Here is a 19,382-nt window from a genome sequence, read left to right as displayed (position 1 = left end):
CGTGGGGCGGAAACGGCGGGCCGACGCGGTCGCGGTGAGGGTGGCGAGCGGCCTGGCGGAGCTGCGCCCGGACCCGGACCGGTCAGGCTCGTACACCCTGCTGGTCGACGGGGCACCGCAGTCGCACGTCGACCTCGCCGACCCGACCCACCTGGAGTTCGAGTACGTCCGCCGGATCGCCATCGTGCTCGACCTCGTCGCGCCGGCCGGCGAGCCGCTGCGGGTACTGCACCTGGGCGGTGGGGCGCTGACCCTGCCCCGGTACCTCTCGACCACCCGGCCCGGCTCGACGCAGCGGGTCGTCGAGATCGACCCGGCCCTGGTCGACCTGGTCCGCGAGAAGCTGCCCTGGCCGACCGATCCCCGGCTGCGGGTCCGGGTGGGCGACGCCCGGGAGGTGCTCGGTACCGTCCGGGACGGCAGCTACGACGTGGTGGTGGCCGACGTCTTCGCCGGTGCCCGCACCCCGGCGCACCTCTCCTCGGTGGAGTTCGCGGCCGAGGCGGCCCGGGTGTTGCGCCCCGGCGGCGTGCACCTGGTCAACGTCGCCGACGGCCCGCCGCTGCGGTACGCCCGCGCCCAGGTCGCCACCGTCCGGGCCGTGCTCCCGGAGGCCTGCCTGATCGCCGACTCGGCGGTACTGCGCGGCCGCCGGTATGGCAACCTGGTGCTGGCCGGCAGCCGGGTCGCACTGCCGGTGCCCGAACTGGTCCGGCGCGCCGCCGGAGACTGGTTTCCCGGCCGGGTGCTGGCCGGCGCCGAGCTGGATCGCTTCACCGACGGCGCCCGGGTGGTCGCCGACACCGCCGCCCGACCCTCCATGGCACCTCCGCCGGGCAGTTTCACCATCACCCGCTAGCCGGACACATCGGACAGACGGCCGCCGGGGCGCAGGTCCGGCGCAACTTCTTCGACGTCGATTGATCCGGCCCGGGCCGGGATCCGTACTTCCCGGCGGCGAATCGACCGGACCCCGGGCGCGGCGGATCGACCGGCCCCACGGCGGGGCCCGGCTCGCGCGCCTTCGACGCGGAGGTATGGGTGGGATGCAGGCGGTAGCCGGTGGATGGTATGCCGACACGGTCATGCCGGGGCGAATGTGCGCCACCTCGCAACGCCGGGCAATTCGGCACCGGAAAGGTCTCGACGCGCCGCCAACCGGACGGAATGATGGGCCGGTGACATCGCGACCGGCTGCCGGCCGCCACAACTCGACCCCCGCCGAGACGAGGCACTCCGACGAGCTCGTTCGAGTGCTCTACGAGGAACACGCCAAACCACTGCTGATGTTCGTCCTGCGGCTGACCGGTGGCGACCGCCAGCGCGCCGAGGACGTGGTGCAGGAGACGCTGTTACGTGCCTGGCGCAACGCGCACCGGCTCGGCACCCACGGCCAGTCGTCGCTACGCCCCTGGCTGGTCACCGTCGCCCGGCGGATCGTGATCGACGACCACCGCAGCGAGCAGGCCCGCCCCGCCGAGACCTACGACCGGGATCTCGAGGGGTTCTCCGAATCGGACGACACGGACCGGGTGCTCCGGATGATGACGATCACGGACGCCCTGCGCACCCTGAGCCAGCCGCACCGGGAGGTGCTGGTGGCGACGTACTTCCGGGGGCGCACCGTGCCGGAGGCGGCCGAGGAGTTGGGGCTGCCGCTCGGCACCGCGAAGTCGCGGGTCTACTACGCGCTGCGGGCACTCCGGGCGGCCCTGCTGGAGCGGGGGGTGACCGAGTGAACGCCGAGATCCACCGGGACGTCGCGTCGTACGCGCTCGGTGTCCTGGACGAGCGCGACACCCTGCGCTTCGAGGAGCACCTGGCGAGCTGCGCGCAGTGCGGGCGGGAGTTGGAGTCGCTGCTGCCGGTGGTGGACCTGCTGGGCGATGTCGACGGGCACGACCTGATGGTGGCCGAGCGCGCCGATTCCGACGGTCAGCTCTTCGACCGGGTCGTGGCGGCGGTCGGCGCGGACCGGCGGCGGGCCCGGAGCCGGCGGTTCTACAGCCTGGCGGCCGGTGTGGTCCTGGTGGCGATGCTGACCGGTCTGGCGCTGTTCACCGGGACCCGGATCGCCGATCCCGGGACGACCGCGCAGCCGCCCGGAACCGGCACGGCCACCGGCGGTCCGGGCGCCACCGGACGGCCCGCGCCGACCGGAAAGCGGTTCACCGCCACCGACCCGGACAGCGGGGTGACCATGGAGGTGGTCCTGGGTTCGACGCCCTGGGGCACCCGGATCTCCTACTCGCTGCGCGGGCTCTCCGGCCCGAAGGAGTGCCGGCTGGTGCTGATCCACCGGAGCGGGAAGACCGAGGCGCTCTCAAGCTGGAAGGTGCCGGCCGCCGGCTACGGGACGAAGGCCCAGCCCAACCCACTCATGCTGGAGGCCGCCACCTCCAGCGGCTCGGACGACATCGACGGGTTCCAGGTGCAGGTGCTCGGGGACGACGGGTCGATGGCCCCGCTGGTGACCGTGCCGACCTGACCGGACCGGTCCACTCCCCGCCCGTCGCAGGTGCGGGCGGCGGTTTCCGGCGCGCAGGTCCGGAAACGGCGTTCGCGGCCCTCGACGTGACGGCGATACACGCATCGTCCCGGCGACACCACTCCCCGGATAATTGCGCACCCAGAATCGGATCGCCGGCCGTCCCAAGTTCGCCGAGCAGCCGGAAAGCACGCACCAGCGGTGCTTGATTTGTACGTACCGCACCGGGCAAGAGTTCAACCTTTCACTGTGAAATTGTCCACGGCGAATAGCTCATCCGGGCGGCCGGAACGGCCGTACCTTCCGGCAACCGGTCCAGCGGAGGAGGGGACGTGGCACCGACGAAGCGGACCGACGCGGTACCGGCTGGCGCCGTCCTGGCCGACGTGGCGCCCGCGGCGTCGACGGACTGCGCACCGGCGGGAACCACTCCGGACACCGACCCCGCTGCCACGCGTGGCCGGCGGCGAAGGTGGTCGCCGAGCCTGCGGCCCCGAAGCCGGCCACCCCGCCGCCGGCACGGCCGGAGGAGAACGGCGGCTGTTGAACCATCGGTACGGCCTCACGGACCCGGCGGCCGACCGTTGCCAGGGTAGGCGCGGTCGGTCGCCGCCACGATCCCGGACGCGGCGCGCGGCAACCGCCGATGTCCGGCTGCGACGCCGGCCCGGACGGGCCGGCGTCGCGGCCCGTCCGGGACCGCTTTCGACCGGCCACTGCGGCCAGTCCCCGCCGACCGCGGGCGACGACCCCCGACGGGGCTGCCGATGGTTCGCCCACCGAAACATAAGTTCCTTTTAAGTGGACCTCAAGAGATCCCTATCTTCTCTACCACGGTTTGACTCTCAGCCAGCGCATTCCGTACGGTTTTTTCGCACCGTTACCGGCTGAATATTTCGGAAAGGCGGGAAGATGGAGGCGATATACGGGTTGCCACCCGGCGACCGCCGATCGTCCTTCGCTTCGCCGATCTCCGTGGCCAGCGCCGCGCCCGGTGACCCCCGCCGGGTCGACAGCGCGCCGATCGCCAGATTCCGGGTCCGCCTCGTCGACGGCCCGCCCAGCATCCCGCACTCGGCCGACGGCCTCCTGGCCGTCGGCACCACCAGCCTGGTCCCGCTGAACTCCGACCTCGCTGACCGAACCCTCTAAGGAAGAGGTGGCACCACGTGAAGAACACCCCCGTCCGCTCCTCACGGCGGCGCTCGAACCGACCACCACGCAACAAGCGCCTGATCGCCGTACTGGCCACACTGGGCGTGTTCGGCGCGATCGTCACGGTGACCCAGGTCTCGAACGCCGGCACGTGGAACCGGTGGGGTCGGCCGCCGGCGGCCAAGCCCTGCCCGACCGCTCCGGCGCCGGCGACCTCCGCGCCGTCGACCAGCGCCCCGGGCACGCCGGCCCCGTCCTCCTCGGCGGTCGCCGAGGGCCCGGGCACGGCGGCGCAGCCGCAGACCCGGTCGTACCACGACCATGGCGCCATCCAGCACCCCGGTGACGGGCAGGAGCCGGGCACCCTGGCCCAGCGTGGTCGGCCCGGCCGCGGCGACGCCAACTGCACGCCCAGCTCGGGCACCGGCGGCACCCCCGCGCCGGGCAACCCGGCCGCGCTCGAGCCGCTGGGCGCGGACTGTGCGGACAGCGACCTCCAGACGCACGACGGCTTCCAGAACGGCCCGCGCTGCGTGGGAACCGCGTTCGGTGAGGTCGGCGCCCCCGAGCAGAACCCGTCCCTGCTGATCACCCGGGCGCCGAACTCGGTCCGGGTCAACCAGCAGTTCACGCTCCAGGTCAGCACCCGCAACCTGGTCCGGGACCGGTTCCTCGCGGCCGGGCAGGGCGGCTACTACAAGGAGAGCTCCTTCCTCACCGAGGAGGGCCTGGTCCGTGGCCACTTCCACTCCGCCTGCCGGATGCTGACCAGCAGCCGCACCGCGCCGGACCCGGCGCCGGTACCGGCGTTCTTCGTGGCGACCGAGGACGGTCAGGGCGGTGCCCGGCCGGACACCGTCACGGTGACCGTGCCGGGGCTCACCCAGCGGGGTACCGCGCAGTGCGCGGTGTGGGCCGGTGACGGCTCGCACCGGGTCCCGATGATGACCCGCGCCAACCAGGTGCCGGCCTTCGACGTAGTGCGGATCACCGTCAGGTGATTCCGGCCGGCTCGGGCCGGCCGGCGGCCGCAGCGGTGAAACGCTCCCGCCACATCCCGCACCACCGGCGGTGACCGGTCCCCAACCCCGCCGCCACCAGGAAAGTCCGATGACGAGAGACCGAGAGGAGGAGGACCGGATCGGACCCACCTGACACCGCTTGAGGCCGGACGGCACCGGAACGCGCACGGGCGTTCCGGTGCCGTCCCGTCGTGGGCCCGTTCCGGTGCCGTCCCGTCGTGGGCCCGTTCCGGTGCCGTCCCGTCGTGGACCCGTTCCGGTGCCGTCCCGTCGTGGACCCGTTCCGGTGCCGTCCCGTCGTGGCCCGGTCCCTCGTGGCAGAGTGTCCGGGTGACCGACACCGGGCCGACCGCGAGCCGGCTGCTGCGGCCGCCGGAGTGCTACCACCTCGCCGGCTCGGTCGGGTCGCTGGCGATGGGGACGCACGACCCCTGCGCCCGGTTCGTCGACGGCACGTTCTGGTGGGCCACCCGTACCCCGGACGGGCCGGGGACGCTGGCGCTGCGCCGGGTCGGCGGTGACCTGGTCGCCGACGGCTACGGGCCGGGCGGCGGCTGGGTGGTGGACCGGGCCGACGCCGTGGCCGGGTTCCGCGACGACCTGACCGGCTTCGACCGGCTCGCCGCCGCACACCCGCTGGTGGCGCGACTGGCCAGCACCCACCGAGGGCTGCGGCTGCCGGCCACCGGGCAGATCTTCCCCCGGCTGCTGCGGGCGATCCTGGAGCAGAAGGTCACCGGCAGGGAGGCGTTCCGGGCGTACTCGGCGACGGTGCGCCGGTTCGGGGTACCCGCCCCCGGCCCGCTGCCCCGGCTCTGGGTCCCGCCGGAGCCGGCGGTGATCGCCGGAGCGCCGTACTGGGTGTTCCACCCGTTCGGGGTGGAGCGGCGGCGGGCGGAGACGCTGCGCCGGGCGGCGGCCGGGGCGGACCGGCTGGAACGCTGTGCCGACCCGGTCGAGGCGACCCGCCGGCTCACCGCCATCGTCGGGATCGGACCGTGGACGGCCGCCGAGGTGGTCCGGATCGCCTTCGGGGACCCGGACGCGGTGAGCGTCGGCGACTACCACTTCCCGAACATGGTCGCCTGGGCGCTTGCCGGCGAGGCGCGCGGCGACGACGCTCGGATGCTGGCCCTGCTGGAGCCGTTCCGGGGCCACCGTGGTCGGGTCTGCCGGCTGTTGGAGGCCGGTGGCCACCACGCGCCCCGGTTCGGTCCCCGGATGCCGATCCGCTCCTTCGCCCGGTTCTGATCGCGACGTTTCGCCGCCGCTGGCCCCGCCCGGCTGCGGTTCAGCCGGCGGCGAGCCGGCGGAGCACCGACGCGCAGCGCCAGGCGTACCCGCGCTGGAAGAGCGGCAGCAGCGGCCCGGCGGCCCGGGCCAGCGGACCGGCCGGCCGGCTGAACGCGGTGACGGTGAACCGGACCTCGCCGTCGTCGAGGCGCTGCACCAGGAACGCCTCCTCGCCGCGGACCGGATGCCCGGGCAGGGTGCCGTAGCCGAAGCCGGCCCGGTGCTCGTCGCGTACCGCCCAGACCACCTCGCAGGGGGCGGCCAGCCGCAGCCGGCCCAGCCCGAGCCCGGCGGTGACCGTGCAGCCCGGCTCGGCCCGGGGCGCGCTGGCGTCGATCCGCACCCCCATGGCCCGGTGCATCCGCCAGGTGAGCACCGCCTCGCCGGCCAGATCGAACGCGCCCGGAGGCAGGGCGGCCCGGTAGCGCAGGTGCCGGTATCCGGGCGGCAGCCGGCCGGTGCGGGTCGCGCCGACCTCCGGATAGGTCAGTCCGGGCATCGCCTGGCGCCTCCTCGCAGAGCTACCCGCCGGGGTGGGCACGGCCACGGCGTCGATTCCGTCGGCAGCCTAACCGCTGGGACAGCCGTCGTCCGGTGCGGCCGGGACCGGGACGGACCTGCTTGCCCCCGAGGCGCAGCGCTAGGCAGATCCGGGTACCGCACCTGCCCGGAGGGCTGAGCGGCCCGCGGCGTGGCGGCGGGCGACCTCAGCCGGCCACCGAGAGCAGTGCCTCGGCGACGGTGGTGCGGCTGTTCAGCACGGTCCGGCCGGTCCGGTGCGTGGCCACCAGCCCGGCGGCCCGGAGCACGGCGAGGTGCTGCGAGACGCCCCCGGCCGAGAGCCCGGTACGCCGGGCCAGCTCGGTGGTGGAGACCGGTGACCGCATCTCGGCGAGTACCCGGGCCCGGCCCCTGCCGAGTACCGCGGCCAGGCTGCCGGGTGCCTGCCGGGGCGTCTCCCAGAGCGTGGCGATGCCCCGGGCCGGGTACGCGAGCTGTGGCGCCGGGCGGGCCGGGACGCTCGCCACCGACGGCCAGACGAAGACCGACGGGATCAGCACCAGGCCGTTCCCGTCCGGCAGGTCGGCGGCGGTGCAGTGCTGCTGGGCGATGGCCAGCGTCTCCCCCTCCCAGCGGACCTGCCGGTGCAGGTCGTTGAGGAGTCCGGCGGCGCCGTCGGCGGCGAGCCGCCGGGCCCGGTGGTGCACCTCCGCGTCGAGCAGCAGCCGGATCCGGGCCCAGTCCGGTGCGAGCGCGATCCGCCAGTACCGGACGATCTCGTCGGCGAGCCGGCGCAGCCCGTCGGCCGGGTCGGCGTACAGGTGGCGCACTTCCGGGGCGTCCCGGCCGGGATAGTCGTCGAGGTCCGCCCGGACCGCTTCGGCCGGGGTGGCCAGCAGCGTCGCGAGTTCGGTGTCGAGGTCCGGGGTGAGTCCCTCGGGTGCCGGGGTGAGGAAGTCGGGCAGGTAGTGCGGCCGGGCCGGGATCAGCTGCCAGAGCAGCCCGCCCCGGGCCGTCCCGGCACCAGCCGGTCCGAGGGGCGCGGTCCGGGCGGGGATCAGGCCGGCGTCGACGAGCCGGGGGCGTACCCGGGTCGCCCAGGGCAGGTGCACGGCGTGGTCGCCGGCGTCGCGCAGCACCCGGACGCTGGTCGCGACCTCCCACAGGCAGGAGACCGCGAACCGGATCCGGGCGACGGCGCCGCCCGGCAGACCGATGGAGACCACGTCGACCTCTCGTTTTAGGCAGAGCTGAAAGAATACGGCCTGCCGCGCGGGCGGCGGAGACTACCGACCATGAGTGAGCAACGTCTTCGCGCCGAGCTGTTCCGTTCCCTGCACGTCCCCGCCGACCCGGTCGTCCTGGTCAACGCCTGGGACGCGGCGAGTGCCCGGATCGTGGCGGCGGCCGGCGCGCGGGCCGTCGCGACGACCAGCGCCGGGGTGGCGTGGAGCCTCGGTGCCCCGGACGGCGACGTCCTCGGCCGGGAGCCGGCCACCGAACTCGTCGGGCGGGTCGCGGCGGCGGTCTCGGTGCCGGTGAGCGCCGACATCGAGACGGGTTTCGGGGCGACCCCGGATCAGGTCGGCGAGACCGTCCGCGCGGTGCTGGCCGCCGGTGCGGTAGGGGTGAACCTGGAGGACGCGGCACCGGACGGCGGGCCGGGGCTGCGCGACGTCGCCGACCAGTCGGCCCGGCTGGCCGCCACCCGGGCCGTCGCGGACGCGGTCGGGATTCCGCTGTACGTCAACGCGCGGATCGACACCTTCCTGCGGGGTACCGGCGGGGTGCCGGAGACCCTCGACCGGGCGGCCCACTATCTCCTGGCCGGCGCCGACGGGATCTTCGTGCCCGGGGTGGTCGACCCGGAGACGGTGGCGGCACTGGTCGCCGGCATCCCGGCACCGCTGAACATCCTCGCCGGTCCCGGCGCGCCGGCCGTACCCGAGCTGGCCCGGCTCGGGGTGGCCCGGGTCAGCCTCGGCTCGTCGGTGGCCACGGCGGCGTACGCGGTGGTCCGGCGGGCCGCCGAGGAGGTGTACGGGTCGGGCGGTTACGACGCCCTCGCCGGCGCCCTGGACTACGGGGCGGTCAACGAGCTGATGCGTCGCTGACTGCCGCGCCGACGCCCGGTGTGCCGGGCCCGACCCGGATTCGGACCGCCCGGCGGTGGTTCCGGCGGAAGTTTGGGGAACGATAGCGCAATGGCGAACACCACAGAGGGCAACAGCACCGAGGGCAGCTACGTCAACCCGGGCGAGGAGTTCACCCGGGACCAGCGCTACATCGCCACCCGGATCACCGCCGACGGGCGGGACGGCTATCCGGTGGAGCCGGGCCGGTACCGGCTGGTGGTGAGCCGGGCCTGTCCGTGGGCCAACCGGGTGATCATCGTCCGCCGGCTGCTCGGGCTGGAGGACGTGCTGTCGATGGGGGTCGCCGGGCCGACCCACGACGCCCGGAGCTGGACGTTCGACCTCGACCCCGGCGGCCGGGACCCGGTGCTCGGCATCGAGCGGCTCCAGGAGGCGTTCTTCGCCCGGTTCCCGGGATACGAGCGCGGGATCACGGTGCCGGCGATCGTGGACGTCCCGACCGGGCAGGTGGTGACGAACGACTTCGCCCAGATGACCATCGACCTGTCGACGCAGTGGCGGGCGTACCACCGATCCGGTGCGCCCGACCTCTATCCGGAGCCGCTGCGGGACGAGATCGACGAGGTGAACGCGGTCGTCTTCGCCGATGTCAACAACGGGGTGTACCGGTGCGGGTTCGCCGGCAGCCAGGAGGCGTACGAGAAGGCGTACCGGCGGCTCTTCGACCGACTGGACTGGCTGTCGGCCCGGCTGGAGGGGCGACGCTACCTGGTCGGGGAGAGCATCACCGAGGCCGACGTGCGGCTCTTCACCACCCTGGTCCGGTTCGACGCGGTCTACCACGGGCACTTCAAGTGCAACCGGCAGAAGCTGACCGAGCAGCCGGTGCTGTGGGCGTACGCCCGGGACCTGTTCGGTACGCCCGGGTTCGGTGACACCGTCGACTTCGACCACATCAAGCGGCACTACTACGAGGTGCACCGGGACATCAACCCGACCGGGATCGTGCCGCTCGGACCGGACCTGCGGAACTGGCTGGAGCCGCACGGCCGGGAGGCGCTCGGCGGCCGCCCGTTCGGGGACGGCACCCCGCCGCCACCGCCACGCGCCGACGAGACCGTGCCGGCCGGGCACATCCCGCTGGCGGGCTGACCGTCGACGCAGGGCCGCTGTCGGCGTCATCAGCGCGGAGAGGCGGCGGGCGACGGTGGCCGGGCTGAGCGGGCGGCCACTGCGGAGCGCCAGCCGGACCGGAAGCGGCCCTGCGACCGGTCGGCCCTGCGACCGGTCAGGCGTTGTCGCCGGTATCCGGGCCGCCGGGCGCCGGGGAGCCGGTGGCGGCCATCGCGAAGAGTACGGTCCGGACGGCCTGGTAGAGGTCCTGCCGGCTCTGTTCGCTCCCCGGAACCGGCGCGTCGAGCGAGCCGGCGCCGACGAGACGGTCGAAGAGCAGCCCGTCCAGGCAGGCGACGAGGTGCTTGCCGCTCCGCTCGGGATCTGCCGCTCCGGCCTGCCCGAGTAGCGCACGGGCCTGGGTCCGGGAGGCGATGCCGTACGACAGAATCTCCCGTAGCTCGGGGTGGTGGGTGGCCTCCAGCAGGCAGGCGTACCGGGCCAGTGTCCGGATACGTCCTGCGGTCAGCCAGCGGTCGAGCAGGCCGGCTATCCGGTTGGCGAGCTGGTCGAGTTCCCGGGGTCCGAGTGGCCCGCTCCCACCGGGCGGGACCGCCGGTCCGGTGGCCGCCTCGACGGGCAGGTCGGTGGCTTCGAGGTCGGCACGGTCGAGGTCGGCGAGGCGGCGTACGACCGCCTCGATGAGCGCCTTCCGGGTCCGGAAGTACGCCGAGGTGGAGCCGAGCGGCAGGCCGGCGCGGCCGTCCACGGCCCGGTGGGTCAGCCCGCGCATGCCCAGCTCCGCCACCAGTTCGATCGCGGCGTCGGTGATGACGGCGAACCGGTCCCGCCGAGCGGTCACCCGTACTCCCTCCACCCGCTCTTCTACGCCTGTAGTATGCCTTTCTACAGGCGTAGAAGGACCGCTTACCGGAGGTGCACGTTGGGCACGTTGGATCGGAGCGCGGTGGTGGTCGGCGCCGGCATCGGCGGCCTCTGCGCCGCCCTGGCGCTGCGTCGGCAGGGCTGGCGGGTGACGGTGCTGGAACGGGCGCCCGCGTTCGGCACGGCCGGCGCCGGGATCACGCTGATGTCGAACGCGCTGGCCGGGCTGGCGGCGCTCGGCCTCGGGGAGCGGATCCGGGCGGCCGGTCGGGTGGAGGCGGCCGGTGGCAGCCGTACCGCGGACGGCCGCTGGCTGGCCCGGATGGCCGCCGCCGACCTGGTCGACCAGCTCGGCACGGAGTCGCTGGGCATCCACCGGGCGAGGCTGCACGAGATCCTGCACGCCGCGCTGCCCGAGGGCACGACCGTGGTCACCGGGGCGGAGGTGGTCGAGGTGGTCGCCGGCCCGCCGGCCGAGGTCAGCTACGTCTGCGAGGGCGCCCGGCGGACGCTCCGGGCCGAGCTGGTGGTCGGGGCCGACGGGCTGCGCAGCGTCGTACGCCGGCGGTTGTGGCCGGAGACCCCGGCCCCGGCGTACGTCGGCAGCACCGCCTGGCGGGGCGTGACGGACCGACCCTGGACCGGCGAACTGCTGGTGGCGATCACCTGGGCGCCGGGCGCCGAGTTCGGGATGGTGCCGCTCGGCGACGGCCGGGTCTACTGGTTCGGCGCGGTCACCGCCCCGGAGGGGCAGCGCGACGCCGACGAGCTGGCGGCGGTGCGGGAGCGCTTCGGGTCGTGGCACCCGCCGATCCCGCGATTGCTGGACGCGACCAGCCCGTCCGGGGTGCTCCGAAACGACCTCTACCATCTCGGCACCCCGCTGGGCAGCTACGTCAGGGGCGCCGTCGCGCTGCTCGGCGACGCCGCGCACGCGATGACCCCGAATCTGGGCCAGGGCGCGGCCCAGGCAATCGAGGACGCGGTGGTGCTCGGCTCGTGCCTCCCCGAGGGGGTCGGGGTGCCGGCCGGCCTGGCCCGGTACGACGCGGAGCGCCGCCCGCGCAGCCAGCGGGTCGCCCGGGCCTCGTACCAGATTGGCCGGTTCGGCCAGCAGCTGCGCAACCCGCTGGCGGTCGGATTACGGAACGTGATGATGCGCCTGACCCCGCCCCGGGTCGCACTCCGCTCGATGGCCCGGTACGCGGACTGGCACCCCCCGGCCGAGCCCCGCGCCTGAACCTGCGCCGATGCGCGGCCCTTACCAGAAATCCCCGCGGGTCAGGCGCGAGATGAATCGGCCATTCACCTACATTCACGCCACCACGTTGCTGTGATCCGTGCCCGAACGTCCTGATTGGCCGCATAATGCAACACAGACCGCTAGGGCATCCGGCCCGAAGCGGCATAAAAGGAGTGAAAGGCCCGATCGTGAAGCTCACTTTCATTCGCAAGACCGCGCAGTCCCAGATCAACAACTGCCCGTCGCTGTACCGCACGGACCGTGACACCTTCATCGTGCAGGGCTGGCGCGTCTCCGACCCGGAGGCACTGGCCCAGCTCGACATCCCGGCGCACGAGACCGCGGTCGAGGTCCCGGCCGACGTGCTGGCCGAGATCGCGAAGGCGCTGTAGTAACGCGCGACGAGCCGACACACGCAGCTCGGTTACGAGGCCCTGCCGGCCGGACGTTCACGGAGGTCGGCCAGGGTCACCGGGGTACGGATCCGCAGCAGTCGCTCCAGCGCCGCCACCGACCCCACCTCCCCGAGTACGTCAACCCCGCCCACCTCCGGGTGATAGCGGTACGCCAGCCGGTAGAGGTACCTCCCGGCGATCCGCTCGACACTCACCTGCCACCGGCCGCAGCAGACGCACACCCAGCCCCGCATCCGGCGAAGATAGCTCTGAGCTGCGTAAACACGTCACGCGCGGTGGCCGACGCGAAACTCCTGCGCCCGGTGGTGCCGATGGGACGACCGGTACGGCCAGGGGGACCCCGGCCCGTCGCCCATCTGGTTGACTTGGCCGGGTGGAACTGCCGATCAACCCGCCGGTCGAGCCGATGCTGGCGAAGAGCGTGCCGAAGATCCCCACCGGCCCGGGGATGAGTTACGAGCCGAAGTGGGACGGCTTCCGGTGCATCGTCTTCCGCGACGGTGACGAGGTCGAGCTGGCCAGCCGGGGCGGCAAGACGATGACCCGCTACTTCCCGGAGGTGGTGGCGCAGGCCCGGGCCCAGCTGCCGACCCGCTGCGCGGTCGACGGCGAGCTGATCGTCATCCGCCGGGACGGCCCGGACGGCGCTCCCAGACTCGACTTCGAGCTGCTCAGCCAGCGCATCCATCCGGCGGCGTCCCGGGTCAACATGCTGGCCGAGACCACCCCGGCCGACCTGGTCGCCTTCGACCTGCTCGCCATCGGTGACGAGTCGCTGGTCGACCAGCCCTACGAGCGGCGCCGCGGCCGGCTCGTCCAGGAGCTGCGCGGGGTCGTACCGCCGGTGCACGTCACCCAGACCACCACCGACCCGGAGACGGCGGCCCGGTGGTTCGAGATCTTCGAGGGGGCCGGGCTGGACGGGCTGGTCGCCAAGCCTGCCGACATCCCCTACCAGCCGGGCAAGCGGCTGATGTTCAAGGTCAAGCACACCCGTACCGCCGACGTGGTGGTCGCCGGGTTCCGCTGGCACAAGTCCGGCCCGGTGGTCGGTTCCCTGCTGCTCGGCCTGCACGACGAGGGGGGCACCCTGCACCACGTCGGCGTGTCGGCGTCGTTCAGCGCCGCCCGCCGCGCCGAGCTCCTCGACGAGCTGGCGCCGTACCGCGAGGGCGTCGAGGAGCACCCGTGGGTGCACGGCGACCACACCAGCGGGCAGCGCATCCCCGGCGGCCCCAGTCGGTGGTCCGGCACCAAGAGCCTGGAATGGGAGCCGCTCCGGCCGGAACTGGTGGCCGAGGTCGGCTACGACGCGATGGAGGGGGACCGGTTCCGGCACACCGCCCAGTTCGTCCGCTGGCGGCCCGACCGGGAGCCGGCCTCCTGCGGGTACGACCAACTCGACCGTCCGATCCGGTTCGACGTCGACCAGGTGCTCCGCGGCGACCCGCTCGCCCCAGGCGCGTAGCCTGACGGTCGCAACGATCACGGAGGATCTCTTGGCCCGCTCGTACCCTCGCCGGCTGCCCCTGGCCGGTCTCCTGGCCGTCGTGTTGCTCGTCGCCGGCTGCACCATCCCGATGTTCCGGCCCGACGACGAGAAGGAGCGCGCCGGCTCGGCGGCCGGGCCGAGCGGCACCGGTACCGCGAAGTGGAAATCCTGTCCGGAGGTGCCGCGCAAGCTCGTCGGCCGGGGCGCGCCCAACATGCGGTACGACTGCGCCACCATCTCCGTACCCGCGGACTGGAACGCGGCCGGCGGTGCCGGCACCGACAAGCTGGAGATCTCGCTGCTGCGGATCCGGTCGGCCAAGCAGCAGGACCGGATCGGTTCGCTGCTGATCAACCCGGGCGGCCCCGGTGGGTCCGGCGTCGACTCGGCGGTCTACCTGTCGTTCGGAGCCAGCTTCGGCGGGCTGCCGGACGAGGTGACCCGGCGCTTCGACATCATCGGCTTCGACCCTCGGGGCGTGGCCCGCTCCTCCCCCGTCAAGTGCGTCTCCGACGCCGACCTGGACCGCAGCTTCGGCTTCGAGCCGGACCCGGCGAGCCAGGCGGAGTTCGACGAGTTGGTGGCGCTGAACCGGCGGATCGGCGACACCTGCGGCGCCAGGTACGGCGAGCGGCTGCGGCTCTACTCCACGGAGCAGGCCGCGCACGACATGGACGCGATCCGGGCCGCGGTCGGCGACGAGAAGCTGAGCTACCTCGGGTACTCCTACGGCACCCTGCTCGGCGCGACGTACGCCCAGCTCTTCCCGCGTAACGTCCGGGCGCTGGTGCTCGACGGCGCGGTCGACCCGGAGCAGGACATCGTGGCCGGCTCGGAGAGCCAGGCCAAGGGCTTCGAGCGGGCCTTCACCAACTTCACCAACTGGTGCCGGGACACTCCGGGCCGGTGCCCGATCGCCCCGGACGCCCGGGGCGCGGTGACGGACGCGCTGGAGAAGGCCCGGGTCTCTCCGGTACGCGGCGAGGGCGGCCGGGAGGCCACCGCCGGCTGGGTCTTCTACGCGGTGATCTCCTCGCTCTACACCGAGGCCGGCTGGCAGAAGCTCGCCGCCGCGATCGACTCGCTCGCCGACGGCGACCCGAAGGAGGTCTTCGCACTCGCCGACTCGTACGCCGAACGGAGCGAGGACGGCAGCTACACGAACCTCTTCGACGCCAACCTCTCGGTGAACTGCGCCGACGAGGAGGACCGGGTCGGCGTCGATCGGATCCGGTCGTTGCAGTCGCAGTGGCGCGAGAAGTACCCGCTGTTCGGCGCCCCGTTGGCGGTGGGGATGCTGAGCTGCGAGTTCTGGCCCGGCCAGCGGGACCCGTACCCGACCGGCCCGGCGACCGGCGCCCCGCCGATCGTCGTCGTCGGCACCACCGGCGACCCGGCCACGCCCTACGAGCAGACGCCGAAGCTGGCCGAGATGCTCGACGTCGGCGTGGTGCTGACCTGGCAGGGCGAGGGGCACACCGCCTACCCGCAGACCCGCTGCATCACCAACGCGGTCGACGACTACCTGATCGACCTGAAGCCGCCGAGCGCCGGCACCACCTGCCCGGCCCGCTGACGCCCCTGCGGTCTCCGACCGGGGCTCGGGCCGGGAGGGCCGGCCGGCCGTCGCGGCCGACCGGCTGCCGAGTCGACCGCGTCGAGCAGAGTCGATGTGCCAGGCTGAGGGCATGCGTGAGCTGATCTTCCGGACCGCCAGCCGGGACGACGTACCGGCGATCGTCGCGATGCTGCTCGACGACGAGGTGGCCGCGAGCCGGGAGCCGGCGGAGCCGACCGGCGAGGACATCGACGCCGCCTACTGGGCCGGCTTCGAGGCGGTCGACGCCGACCCGCGCAACGAGCTGATCGTCGTCGAACTCGACGGCGAACCGGTCGGCACGATGCAGCTCACCTTCATCCCCGGGGTGAGCCGGCGCGGCGCCGAACGGATGCAGATCGAGGCGGTCCGGGTCCGACGCGACCTGCGCGGCGAGGGAATCGGTCGGCGAATGATGGACTGGGCGGTGGATCAGGCCCGGGAACGCGGCTGCCGGCTGGTCCAGCTGACCACCGACAAGCAGCGTACGGACGCACACCGGTTCTATGCCGCACTGGGCTTCCGGGCCAGCCACGAAGGCATGAAACTGTCGTTGTGACGCCATCCATCGTCGATGACGGCGACATCGCCGCCATTGCATAGCGGATCGTGAGGAAGATAGCAACGCCCCGCCTTGCTCGATCATGGGCGACCACCGGCAGGGGCCATCCTGACCTTCGCGCCCGACTCGTGGCGAGCCTTCGTGACGAAGGTCGTCAGTCCCTGAACCACCGGGAGGGTTCCGCCAACGATCTCCCGGATGGAGCAGTCCCGCAGAGGCCTTCCAGGGGCCGACCGTAGCGCCCGACGTCCCGGGGGCCGCTCACTCCTTGCGGTCGCGGTCCCGGGACGGCTGGACCCGCTTCGGCTCGCCCGGCATCTTCGGGTGGTCCGGCGGATAGGGCAGGTCGCCGGAGCCGTCCCGGTCGTCCCGGTCGGCCCACTCCAGTAGCGGGCTGATGTCCCACGGGGCGTCGTCGATGCCGGCGTGCGGGTCACCGATCTTCGCCACCCGCTCCGGCACGGTCCTGAGGTCGAAGTCGTCCGGTTCCACGTCCGGCAGTTCGTCCCAGGTGACCGGGGTGGAGACGGTGGCCCGGGCGTTGGCCCGCAGCGAGTAGGCGCAGGCGATCGTCCGGTCCCGGGCCATCTGGTTGTAGTCGATGAAGACCTTCTCGCCGCGCTGCTCCTTCCACCAGGCGGTGGTGACCAGGTCGGGGCGACGCCGCTCCACCTCGCGGGCAAACGCGATCACCGCCCGGCGTACCTCGGTGAAGGTCCAGCGCGGCTCGATCCGCAGGTAGACGTGCACGCCCCGGCCGCCGGAGGTCTTCGGCCAGCCGGTCGCGCCGAGTTCGTCCAGCAGTCCGCGCACCTCGCCGGCCGCCTCCACCGCGTCGGCGAAGTCGGTGCCCGGCTGCGGGTCGAGGTCGATGCGCAACTCGTCGGGGCGGTCGACGTCGCCGCCCCGGACCGGCCACGGGTGGAAGACGACGGTCCCCATCTGGGCCGCCCAGGCCACGTGCGCCAGGTCGGCCGGGCATAGCTCGTCGGCGCTCCGGCCGCTCGGAAACTGGATCTTCGCGGTCCGGATCCACGGCGGTACGCCCCGGGCCGGCACCCGCTTCTGGTAGAACATCTCCCCCTCGATGCCCTCGGGGAAGCGCTGCAGCGCCGTCGGGCGGTTACGCAGCGCACGCATGATCCCGTCACCGACCGCGAGGTAGTAGTCGAACATGTCCTTCTTGGTGAACCCGCGACGGGGGAAGTAGACCCGGTCCGGGCTGCTCAGCCGTACCGTGTGCCCGGCCACCTCGACCTCGACGGGCTTCGCCTTCGCGCTGCCACCAGCCATGCGCCGACCCTATGCCACCGGTCCGACGTCGGTGGCCGGACACGGAGACGCCGACCGTCGGCCCGGCCTCACGGCCGGGAGCGCACCTCCGGCGTCCGGCTGCCGTGCCGGTGCGCCTCCCAGACCTGGCAGATGAGCACGAGCTTCTGCTCGAACCGCGGGTCCCGGTCGAGCAGCCCACCGTCGTACGGGGCGTAGAGCCGCATCGGCCGGTCGTCGCCGAGGTAGACGGCGACGACGGTACGGCCCCGACGGCGCTCCGCCCGGACGTCGACCACCCGGTGCCAGGCAACGAAGGCGTACGCCCCGTACGCCCGGCCCCGCAGCCCCGCCTCCTCCAGCCGGCTCCGGGCCCGAAGCCGGTCGACGCCGCCGCAGAGCACCCCGAGTGGCAGCGGAGCCAGCACGGCCACCCAGACCCACCCGGTCAGTTCCCGCTGCCCGGGCAGCGCACCGGCGATCACGATCACGGCACCGCTGCCCAGGCCACCCCAGCGCAGTCCCCGGACCACCGCCTGCCGCCAGGTCAGCCGGAACTCGGCCAGCACCAGCCGGTGCTCGCGTCGCCGTCTCTGCCCGCCCGGCCTGGTGGCCGCTCGCATGTCCTGTCAACGACCCGGTGACCGCCCGGTGATTAATCAGGTGTTTCTCGTTGTTTTCAGTCGATCGACGGGCGCTTGGGGCGAACCTCCGGCGCTTAGCCGCCGCACGATCTCCGCCGTACCGTTGGGGCATGGCTGACAACAGTGTCCGGGACAACCGGGGAGACAACCTGCCCCGCACCGAGGAGGAGTGGCGGGTCCGGCTCACGCCCGAGGAATTCAAGGTGCTCCGCCAGGCGGGCACGGAGCGCCCGTGGACCGGCGAGTATGTGGACACCAAGACCTCGGGTACCTACCGCTGCCGGGCCTGCGGGGCGGAACTCTTCTCCAGCGACACCAAGTTCGACTCGCACTGCGGCTGGCCGAGCTTCGACCGGGCCCTGCCCGGCGCCATCCGTTACCTGGAGGACCGCTCGCTCGGCATGGTCCGGATCGAGGTGCGCTGCGCCAACTGCGACTCGCACCTCGGGCACCGCTTCGACGGCGAGGGCCTCACCCCGGCGAACGCCCGGTACTGCATCAACTCGATCTCGATGCGCCTGGACCCGTCGACCACGTAGTATGGCCGCAGATGCGGTGATACGGGGGGATTCGACATGGCGACGACCTGCGAGGTCTGCGGCAACGACTACTGGCTGACGTTCGAGGTGCGCACGACGAGCGGGGACGTGCACACCTTCGATTCGTTCGAGTGCGCGGCGCACAAGCTCGCCCCGGTCTGCGAGCACTGCGGCATCCGGATCATCGGGCACGGCGTGGAGGTCTCCGGCCGCTTCTTCTGCTGCGGGCACTGCGCCCGGGCGGTCGAGGGCGAGCGTGGTGCGGAGATCCGCGACGCCGTCGGCGCCCGCCCAGCCTGACCTGCAAGGAAGGGGCCCTCATCACCGGATTCTGCTCTGGCAGCGCCCCCTCCTGACACCTCAGCGGTACGGGCCGCGGCCTAGCATCACGGGATGCACCCGTCGCAGACGCCACCGCTCCAGTCGGACTCCCAGGACCGGATCGAGCTCCGGATCGCGTCGTTCGCCGACCTCACCGCCCGGACCCTGCACGACCTGCTGAAGCTGCGGTCCGACGTGTTCGTGGTCGAGCAGGAGTGCGCCTATCCCGAACTCGACGGCCGGGACGTCGAGCCGGGCACCCGGCACCTCTGGCTGGCCAGCGATGACGTGCCGATCGCGTACCTGCGGCTGCTCGCCGAGCCGGGCGGGGTGCAGCGGATCGGCCGGGTGGTGGTGGCCCCCCGGGCCCGGGGCGGCGGACACGCCGGGCGGCTGATGAGCGAGGCGCTGGCCCTGGTCGGCTCCCGGCCCTGCGTACTCGACGCCCAGGCGTACCTGGTCGACTTCTACACCCGTTACGGCTTCACGGTGAGCGGCCCGGAGTACGTCGAGGACGGCATCGCACACGTGCCGATGCGCCGCGACCCGGTGTAGCCGCGCCGGCATCCGATTGCTGGACTCTGCCCGACGCCTGGCCACCGCGCGATGCCGCCATTAGGCCGTGTGTCATAAGTGGCTGATCCGGTTTGACGGGCCGGGCGTGTTGGTGATCGAGATGTGGCGAGGTCTCCGGTAGATGGGTTATCGACCAAGACAACCATCTGCACGGAGACCTCGTGGCC

At 73.1% G+C, this 19,382-nt stretch carries 22 protein-coding genes; 16 read left to right on the top strand and 6 right to left on the bottom strand.

Translation table 11 applies throughout. The features are described 5' to 3' along the window. Window position 1: 1 nt before the first annotated feature. The 6 genes from ABNF97_RS30735 to ABNF97_RS30710 all read left to right on the top strand — a co-directional run bounded on the left by ABNF97_RS30735 (window position 2) and on the right by ABNF97_RS30710 (window position 5,916). Entirely contained in the window at window positions 2-859 is an 858-nt protein-coding gene (locus ABNF97_RS30735; RefSeq protein WP_130464100.1) for a fused MFS/spermidine synthase, read from the top strand. 187 nt (window positions 860-1,046) lie between these two features. Beyond that, a complete protein-coding gene (locus ABNF97_RS30730) occupies window positions 1,047-1,739 on the top strand; it encodes a sigma-70 family RNA polymerase sigma factor (protein ID WP_130464101.1) in 693 nt (230 codons plus the stop codon). Further along, entirely contained in the window at window positions 1,736-2,488 is a 753-nt protein-coding gene (locus ABNF97_RS30725; RefSeq protein ID WP_130464102.1) for a zf-HC2 domain-containing protein, read from the top strand. The genes ABNF97_RS30730 and ABNF97_RS30725 overlap by 4 nt, the downstream gene beginning before the upstream one ends. Before the next feature lie 912 nt (window positions 2,489-3,400). Further along, a complete protein-coding gene (locus ABNF97_RS30720) occupies window positions 3,401-3,640 on the top strand; it encodes a hypothetical protein (RefSeq protein WP_349340656.1) in 240 nt (79 codons plus the stop codon). Window positions 3,641-3,657: 17 nt separating this feature from the next. Next, the gene (locus ABNF97_RS30715) at window positions 3,658-4,644 is read left to right on the top strand and encodes a Pecanex-like protein 1 (RefSeq protein WP_349340655.1); all 987 of its coding nucleotides are present in this window, start codon (window positions 3,658-3,660) and stop codon (window positions 4,642-4,644) included. A gap of 351 nt (window positions 4,645-4,995) precedes the next feature. Continuing rightward, window positions 4,996-5,916: a DNA glycosylase family protein gene (locus ABNF97_RS30710; RefSeq protein ID WP_130464104.1), complete on the top strand. Its 921-nt coding sequence runs from the start codon at window positions 4,996-4,998 to the stop codon at window positions 5,914-5,916. 40 nt (window positions 5,917-5,956) lie between these two features. Here ABNF97_RS30710 and ABNF97_RS30705 read toward each other — a convergent pair whose 3' ends face one another. Continuing rightward, window positions 5,957-6,457, bottom strand: a complete 501-nt coding sequence (locus tag ABNF97_RS30705; RefSeq protein WP_349340654.1) for a DUF1990 domain-containing protein — start codon at window positions 6,455-6,457, stop codon at window positions 5,957-5,959. 208 nt (window positions 6,458-6,665) lie between these two features. Further along, window positions 6,666-7,685, bottom strand: a complete 1,020-nt coding sequence (locus tag ABNF97_RS30700) for a winged helix-turn-helix domain-containing protein (protein ID WP_349340653.1) — start codon at window positions 7,683-7,685, stop codon at window positions 6,666-6,668. A gap of 69 nt (window positions 7,686-7,754) precedes the next feature. Between ABNF97_RS30700 and ABNF97_RS30695 the strand changes: the two genes are divergently transcribed. Together ABNF97_RS30695 and ABNF97_RS30690 are read left to right on the top strand one after the other, a co-directional pair. After that, entirely contained in the window at window positions 7,755-8,573 is an 819-nt protein-coding gene (locus tag ABNF97_RS30695) for an isocitrate lyase/phosphoenolpyruvate mutase family protein (protein ID WP_130464107.1), read from the top strand. A 90-nt stretch (window positions 8,574-8,663) separates the two neighbouring features. Continuing rightward, the gene (locus ABNF97_RS30690) at window positions 8,664-9,707 is read left to right on the top strand and encodes a glutathione S-transferase C-terminal domain-containing protein (protein ID WP_130464108.1); all 1,044 of its coding nucleotides are present in this window, start codon (window positions 8,664-8,666) and stop codon (window positions 9,705-9,707) included. Between the two features lie 136 nt (window positions 9,708-9,843). On the opposite strand, the gene ABNF97_RS30685 is transcribed toward ABNF97_RS30690, so the two are convergent. Continuing rightward, entirely contained in the window at window positions 9,844-10,530 is a 687-nt protein-coding gene (locus ABNF97_RS30685; protein ID WP_130464109.1) for a TetR/AcrR family transcriptional regulator, read from the bottom strand. Between the two features lie 81 nt (window positions 10,531-10,611). On the opposite strand from ABNF97_RS30685, the gene ABNF97_RS30680 reads away from it, so the two are divergent. Both ABNF97_RS30680 and ABNF97_RS30675 read left to right on the top strand, forming a co-directional pair. Beyond that, entirely contained in the window at window positions 10,612-11,793 is a 1,182-nt protein-coding gene (locus ABNF97_RS30680; protein ID WP_349340652.1) for an FAD-dependent oxidoreductase, read from the top strand. A gap of 191 nt (window positions 11,794-11,984) precedes the next feature. Further along, a complete protein-coding gene (locus ABNF97_RS30675) occupies window positions 11,985-12,188 on the top strand; it encodes a hypothetical protein (RefSeq protein ID WP_130464110.1) in 204 nt (67 codons plus the stop codon). 32 nt (window positions 12,189-12,220) lie between these two features. On the opposite strand, the gene ABNF97_RS30670 is transcribed toward ABNF97_RS30675, so the two are convergent. After that, window positions 12,221-12,445 (bottom strand): hypothetical protein, encoded by a 225-nt coding sequence (locus ABNF97_RS30670; protein ID WP_130464111.1) that lies wholly within the window; start codon window positions 12,443-12,445, stop codon window positions 12,221-12,223. Between the two features lie 140 nt (window positions 12,446-12,585). On the opposite strand from ABNF97_RS30670, the gene ABNF97_RS30665 reads away from it, so the two are divergent. From ABNF97_RS30665 to ABNF97_RS30655, 3 genes are all read left to right on the top strand, one after another. Further along, window positions 12,586-13,680, top strand: coding sequence for an ATP-dependent DNA ligase (locus tag ABNF97_RS30665; RefSeq protein ID WP_130464112.1), 1,095 nt, complete (start codon window positions 12,586-12,588; stop codon window positions 13,678-13,680). Between the two features lie 31 nt (window positions 13,681-13,711). Then, window positions 13,712-15,280 carry an alpha/beta hydrolase gene (locus ABNF97_RS30660; protein ID WP_349340651.1) on the top strand — a complete coding sequence of 523 codons (1,569 nt, stop codon included), beginning with the start codon at window positions 13,712-13,714 and terminating at the stop codon, window positions 15,278-15,280. 112 nt (window positions 15,281-15,392) lie between these two features. Then, the gene (locus ABNF97_RS30655) at window positions 15,393-15,860 is read left to right on the top strand and encodes a GNAT family N-acetyltransferase (protein WP_130464113.1); all 468 of its coding nucleotides are present in this window, start codon (window positions 15,393-15,395) and stop codon (window positions 15,858-15,860) included. A 264-nt stretch (window positions 15,861-16,124) separates the two neighbouring features. Here the strand turns inward: ABNF97_RS30655 and ligD are convergent, their stop codons facing one another. Beyond that, window positions 16,125-17,156 carry a non-homologous end-joining DNA ligase gene (ligD, locus tag ABNF97_RS30650; RefSeq protein WP_130464115.1) on the bottom strand — a complete coding sequence of 344 codons (1,032 nt, stop codon included), beginning with the start codon at window positions 17,154-17,156 and terminating at the stop codon, window positions 16,125-16,127. A gap of 68 nt (window positions 17,157-17,224) precedes the next feature. Continuing rightward, window positions 17,225-17,758, bottom strand: coding sequence for a hypothetical protein (locus ABNF97_RS30645; RefSeq protein ID WP_349340650.1), 534 nt, complete (start codon window positions 17,756-17,758; stop codon window positions 17,225-17,227). A gap of 131 nt (window positions 17,759-17,889) precedes the next feature. On the opposite strand from ABNF97_RS30645, the gene msrB reads away from it, so the two are divergent. The 3 genes from msrB to ABNF97_RS30630 all read left to right on the top strand — a co-directional run bounded on the left by msrB (window position 17,890) and on the right by ABNF97_RS30630 (window position 19,194). Then, the gene (msrB, locus tag ABNF97_RS30640; protein ID WP_349340649.1) at window positions 17,890-18,318 is read left to right on the top strand and encodes a peptide-methionine (R)-S-oxide reductase MsrB; all 429 of its coding nucleotides are present in this window, start codon (window positions 17,890-17,892) and stop codon (window positions 18,316-18,318) included. Window positions 18,319-18,354: 36 nt separating this feature from the next. Further along, complete coding sequence (locus ABNF97_RS30635; protein ID WP_130464118.1) at window positions 18,355-18,618, top strand: metallothionein; 264 nt, start codon at window positions 18,355-18,357, stop codon at window positions 18,616-18,618. 93 nt (window positions 18,619-18,711) lie between these two features. Next, entirely contained in the window at window positions 18,712-19,194 is a 483-nt protein-coding gene (locus tag ABNF97_RS30630; RefSeq protein ID WP_349340648.1) for a GNAT family N-acetyltransferase, read from the top strand. Window positions 19,195-19,382: the final 188 nt, after the last annotated feature.

It is taken from the genome of Plantactinospora sp. B6F1 (assembly GCF_040120695.1).
Taxonomy (GTDB): domain Bacteria; phylum Actinomycetota; class Actinomycetes; order Mycobacteriales; family Micromonosporaceae; genus Plantactinospora.
The sequence above is the reverse complement of the archived record's forward strand: the minus strand, read 5'-3'. Positions and strand labels throughout refer to the sequence as shown.

Coding starts and splice junctions, on each gene's coding strand:
- ABNF97_RS30730 (WP_130464101.1), top strand. CDS start 1,047: ATGCAGGCGGTAGCCGGTGGATGGTATGCCGACACGGTCATGCCGGGG.
- ABNF97_RS30720 (WP_349340656.1), top strand. CDS start 3,401: ATGGAGGCGATATACGGGTTGCCACCCGGCGACCGCCGATCGTCCTTC.
- ABNF97_RS30705 (WP_349340654.1), bottom strand. CDS start 6,457: ATGCCCGGACTGACCTATCCGGAGGTCGGCGCGACCCGCACCGGCCGG.
- ABNF97_RS30695 (WP_130464107.1), top strand. CDS start 7,755: ATGAGTGAGCAACGTCTTCGCGCCGAGCTGTTCCGTTCCCTGCACGTC.
- ABNF97_RS30690 (WP_130464108.1), top strand. CDS start 8,664: ATGGCGAACACCACAGAGGGCAACAGCACCGAGGGCAGCTACGTCAAC.
- ABNF97_RS30670 (WP_130464111.1), bottom strand. CDS start 12,445: ATGCGGGGCTGGGTGTGCGTCTGCTGCGGCCGGTGGCAGGTGAGTGTC.
- ABNF97_RS30655 (WP_130464113.1), top strand. CDS start 15,393: ATGCGTGAGCTGATCTTCCGGACCGCCAGCCGGGACGACGTACCGGCG.
- ligD (WP_130464115.1), bottom strand. CDS start 17,156: ATGGCTGGTGGCAGCGCGAAGGCGAAGCCCGTCGAGGTCGAGGTGGCC.
- ABNF97_RS30645 (WP_349340650.1), bottom strand. CDS start 17,758: ATGCGAGCGGCCACCAGGCCGGGCGGGCAGAGACGGCGACGCGAGCAC.
- msrB (WP_349340649.1), top strand. CDS start 17,890: ATGGCTGACAACAGTGTCCGGGACAACCGGGGAGACAACCTGCCCCGC.
- ABNF97_RS30635 (WP_130464118.1), top strand. CDS start 18,355: ATGGCGACGACCTGCGAGGTCTGCGGCAACGACTACTGGCTGACGTTC.
- ABNF97_RS30630 (WP_349340648.1), top strand. CDS start 18,712: ATGCACCCGTCGCAGACGCCACCGCTCCAGTCGGACTCCCAGGACCGG.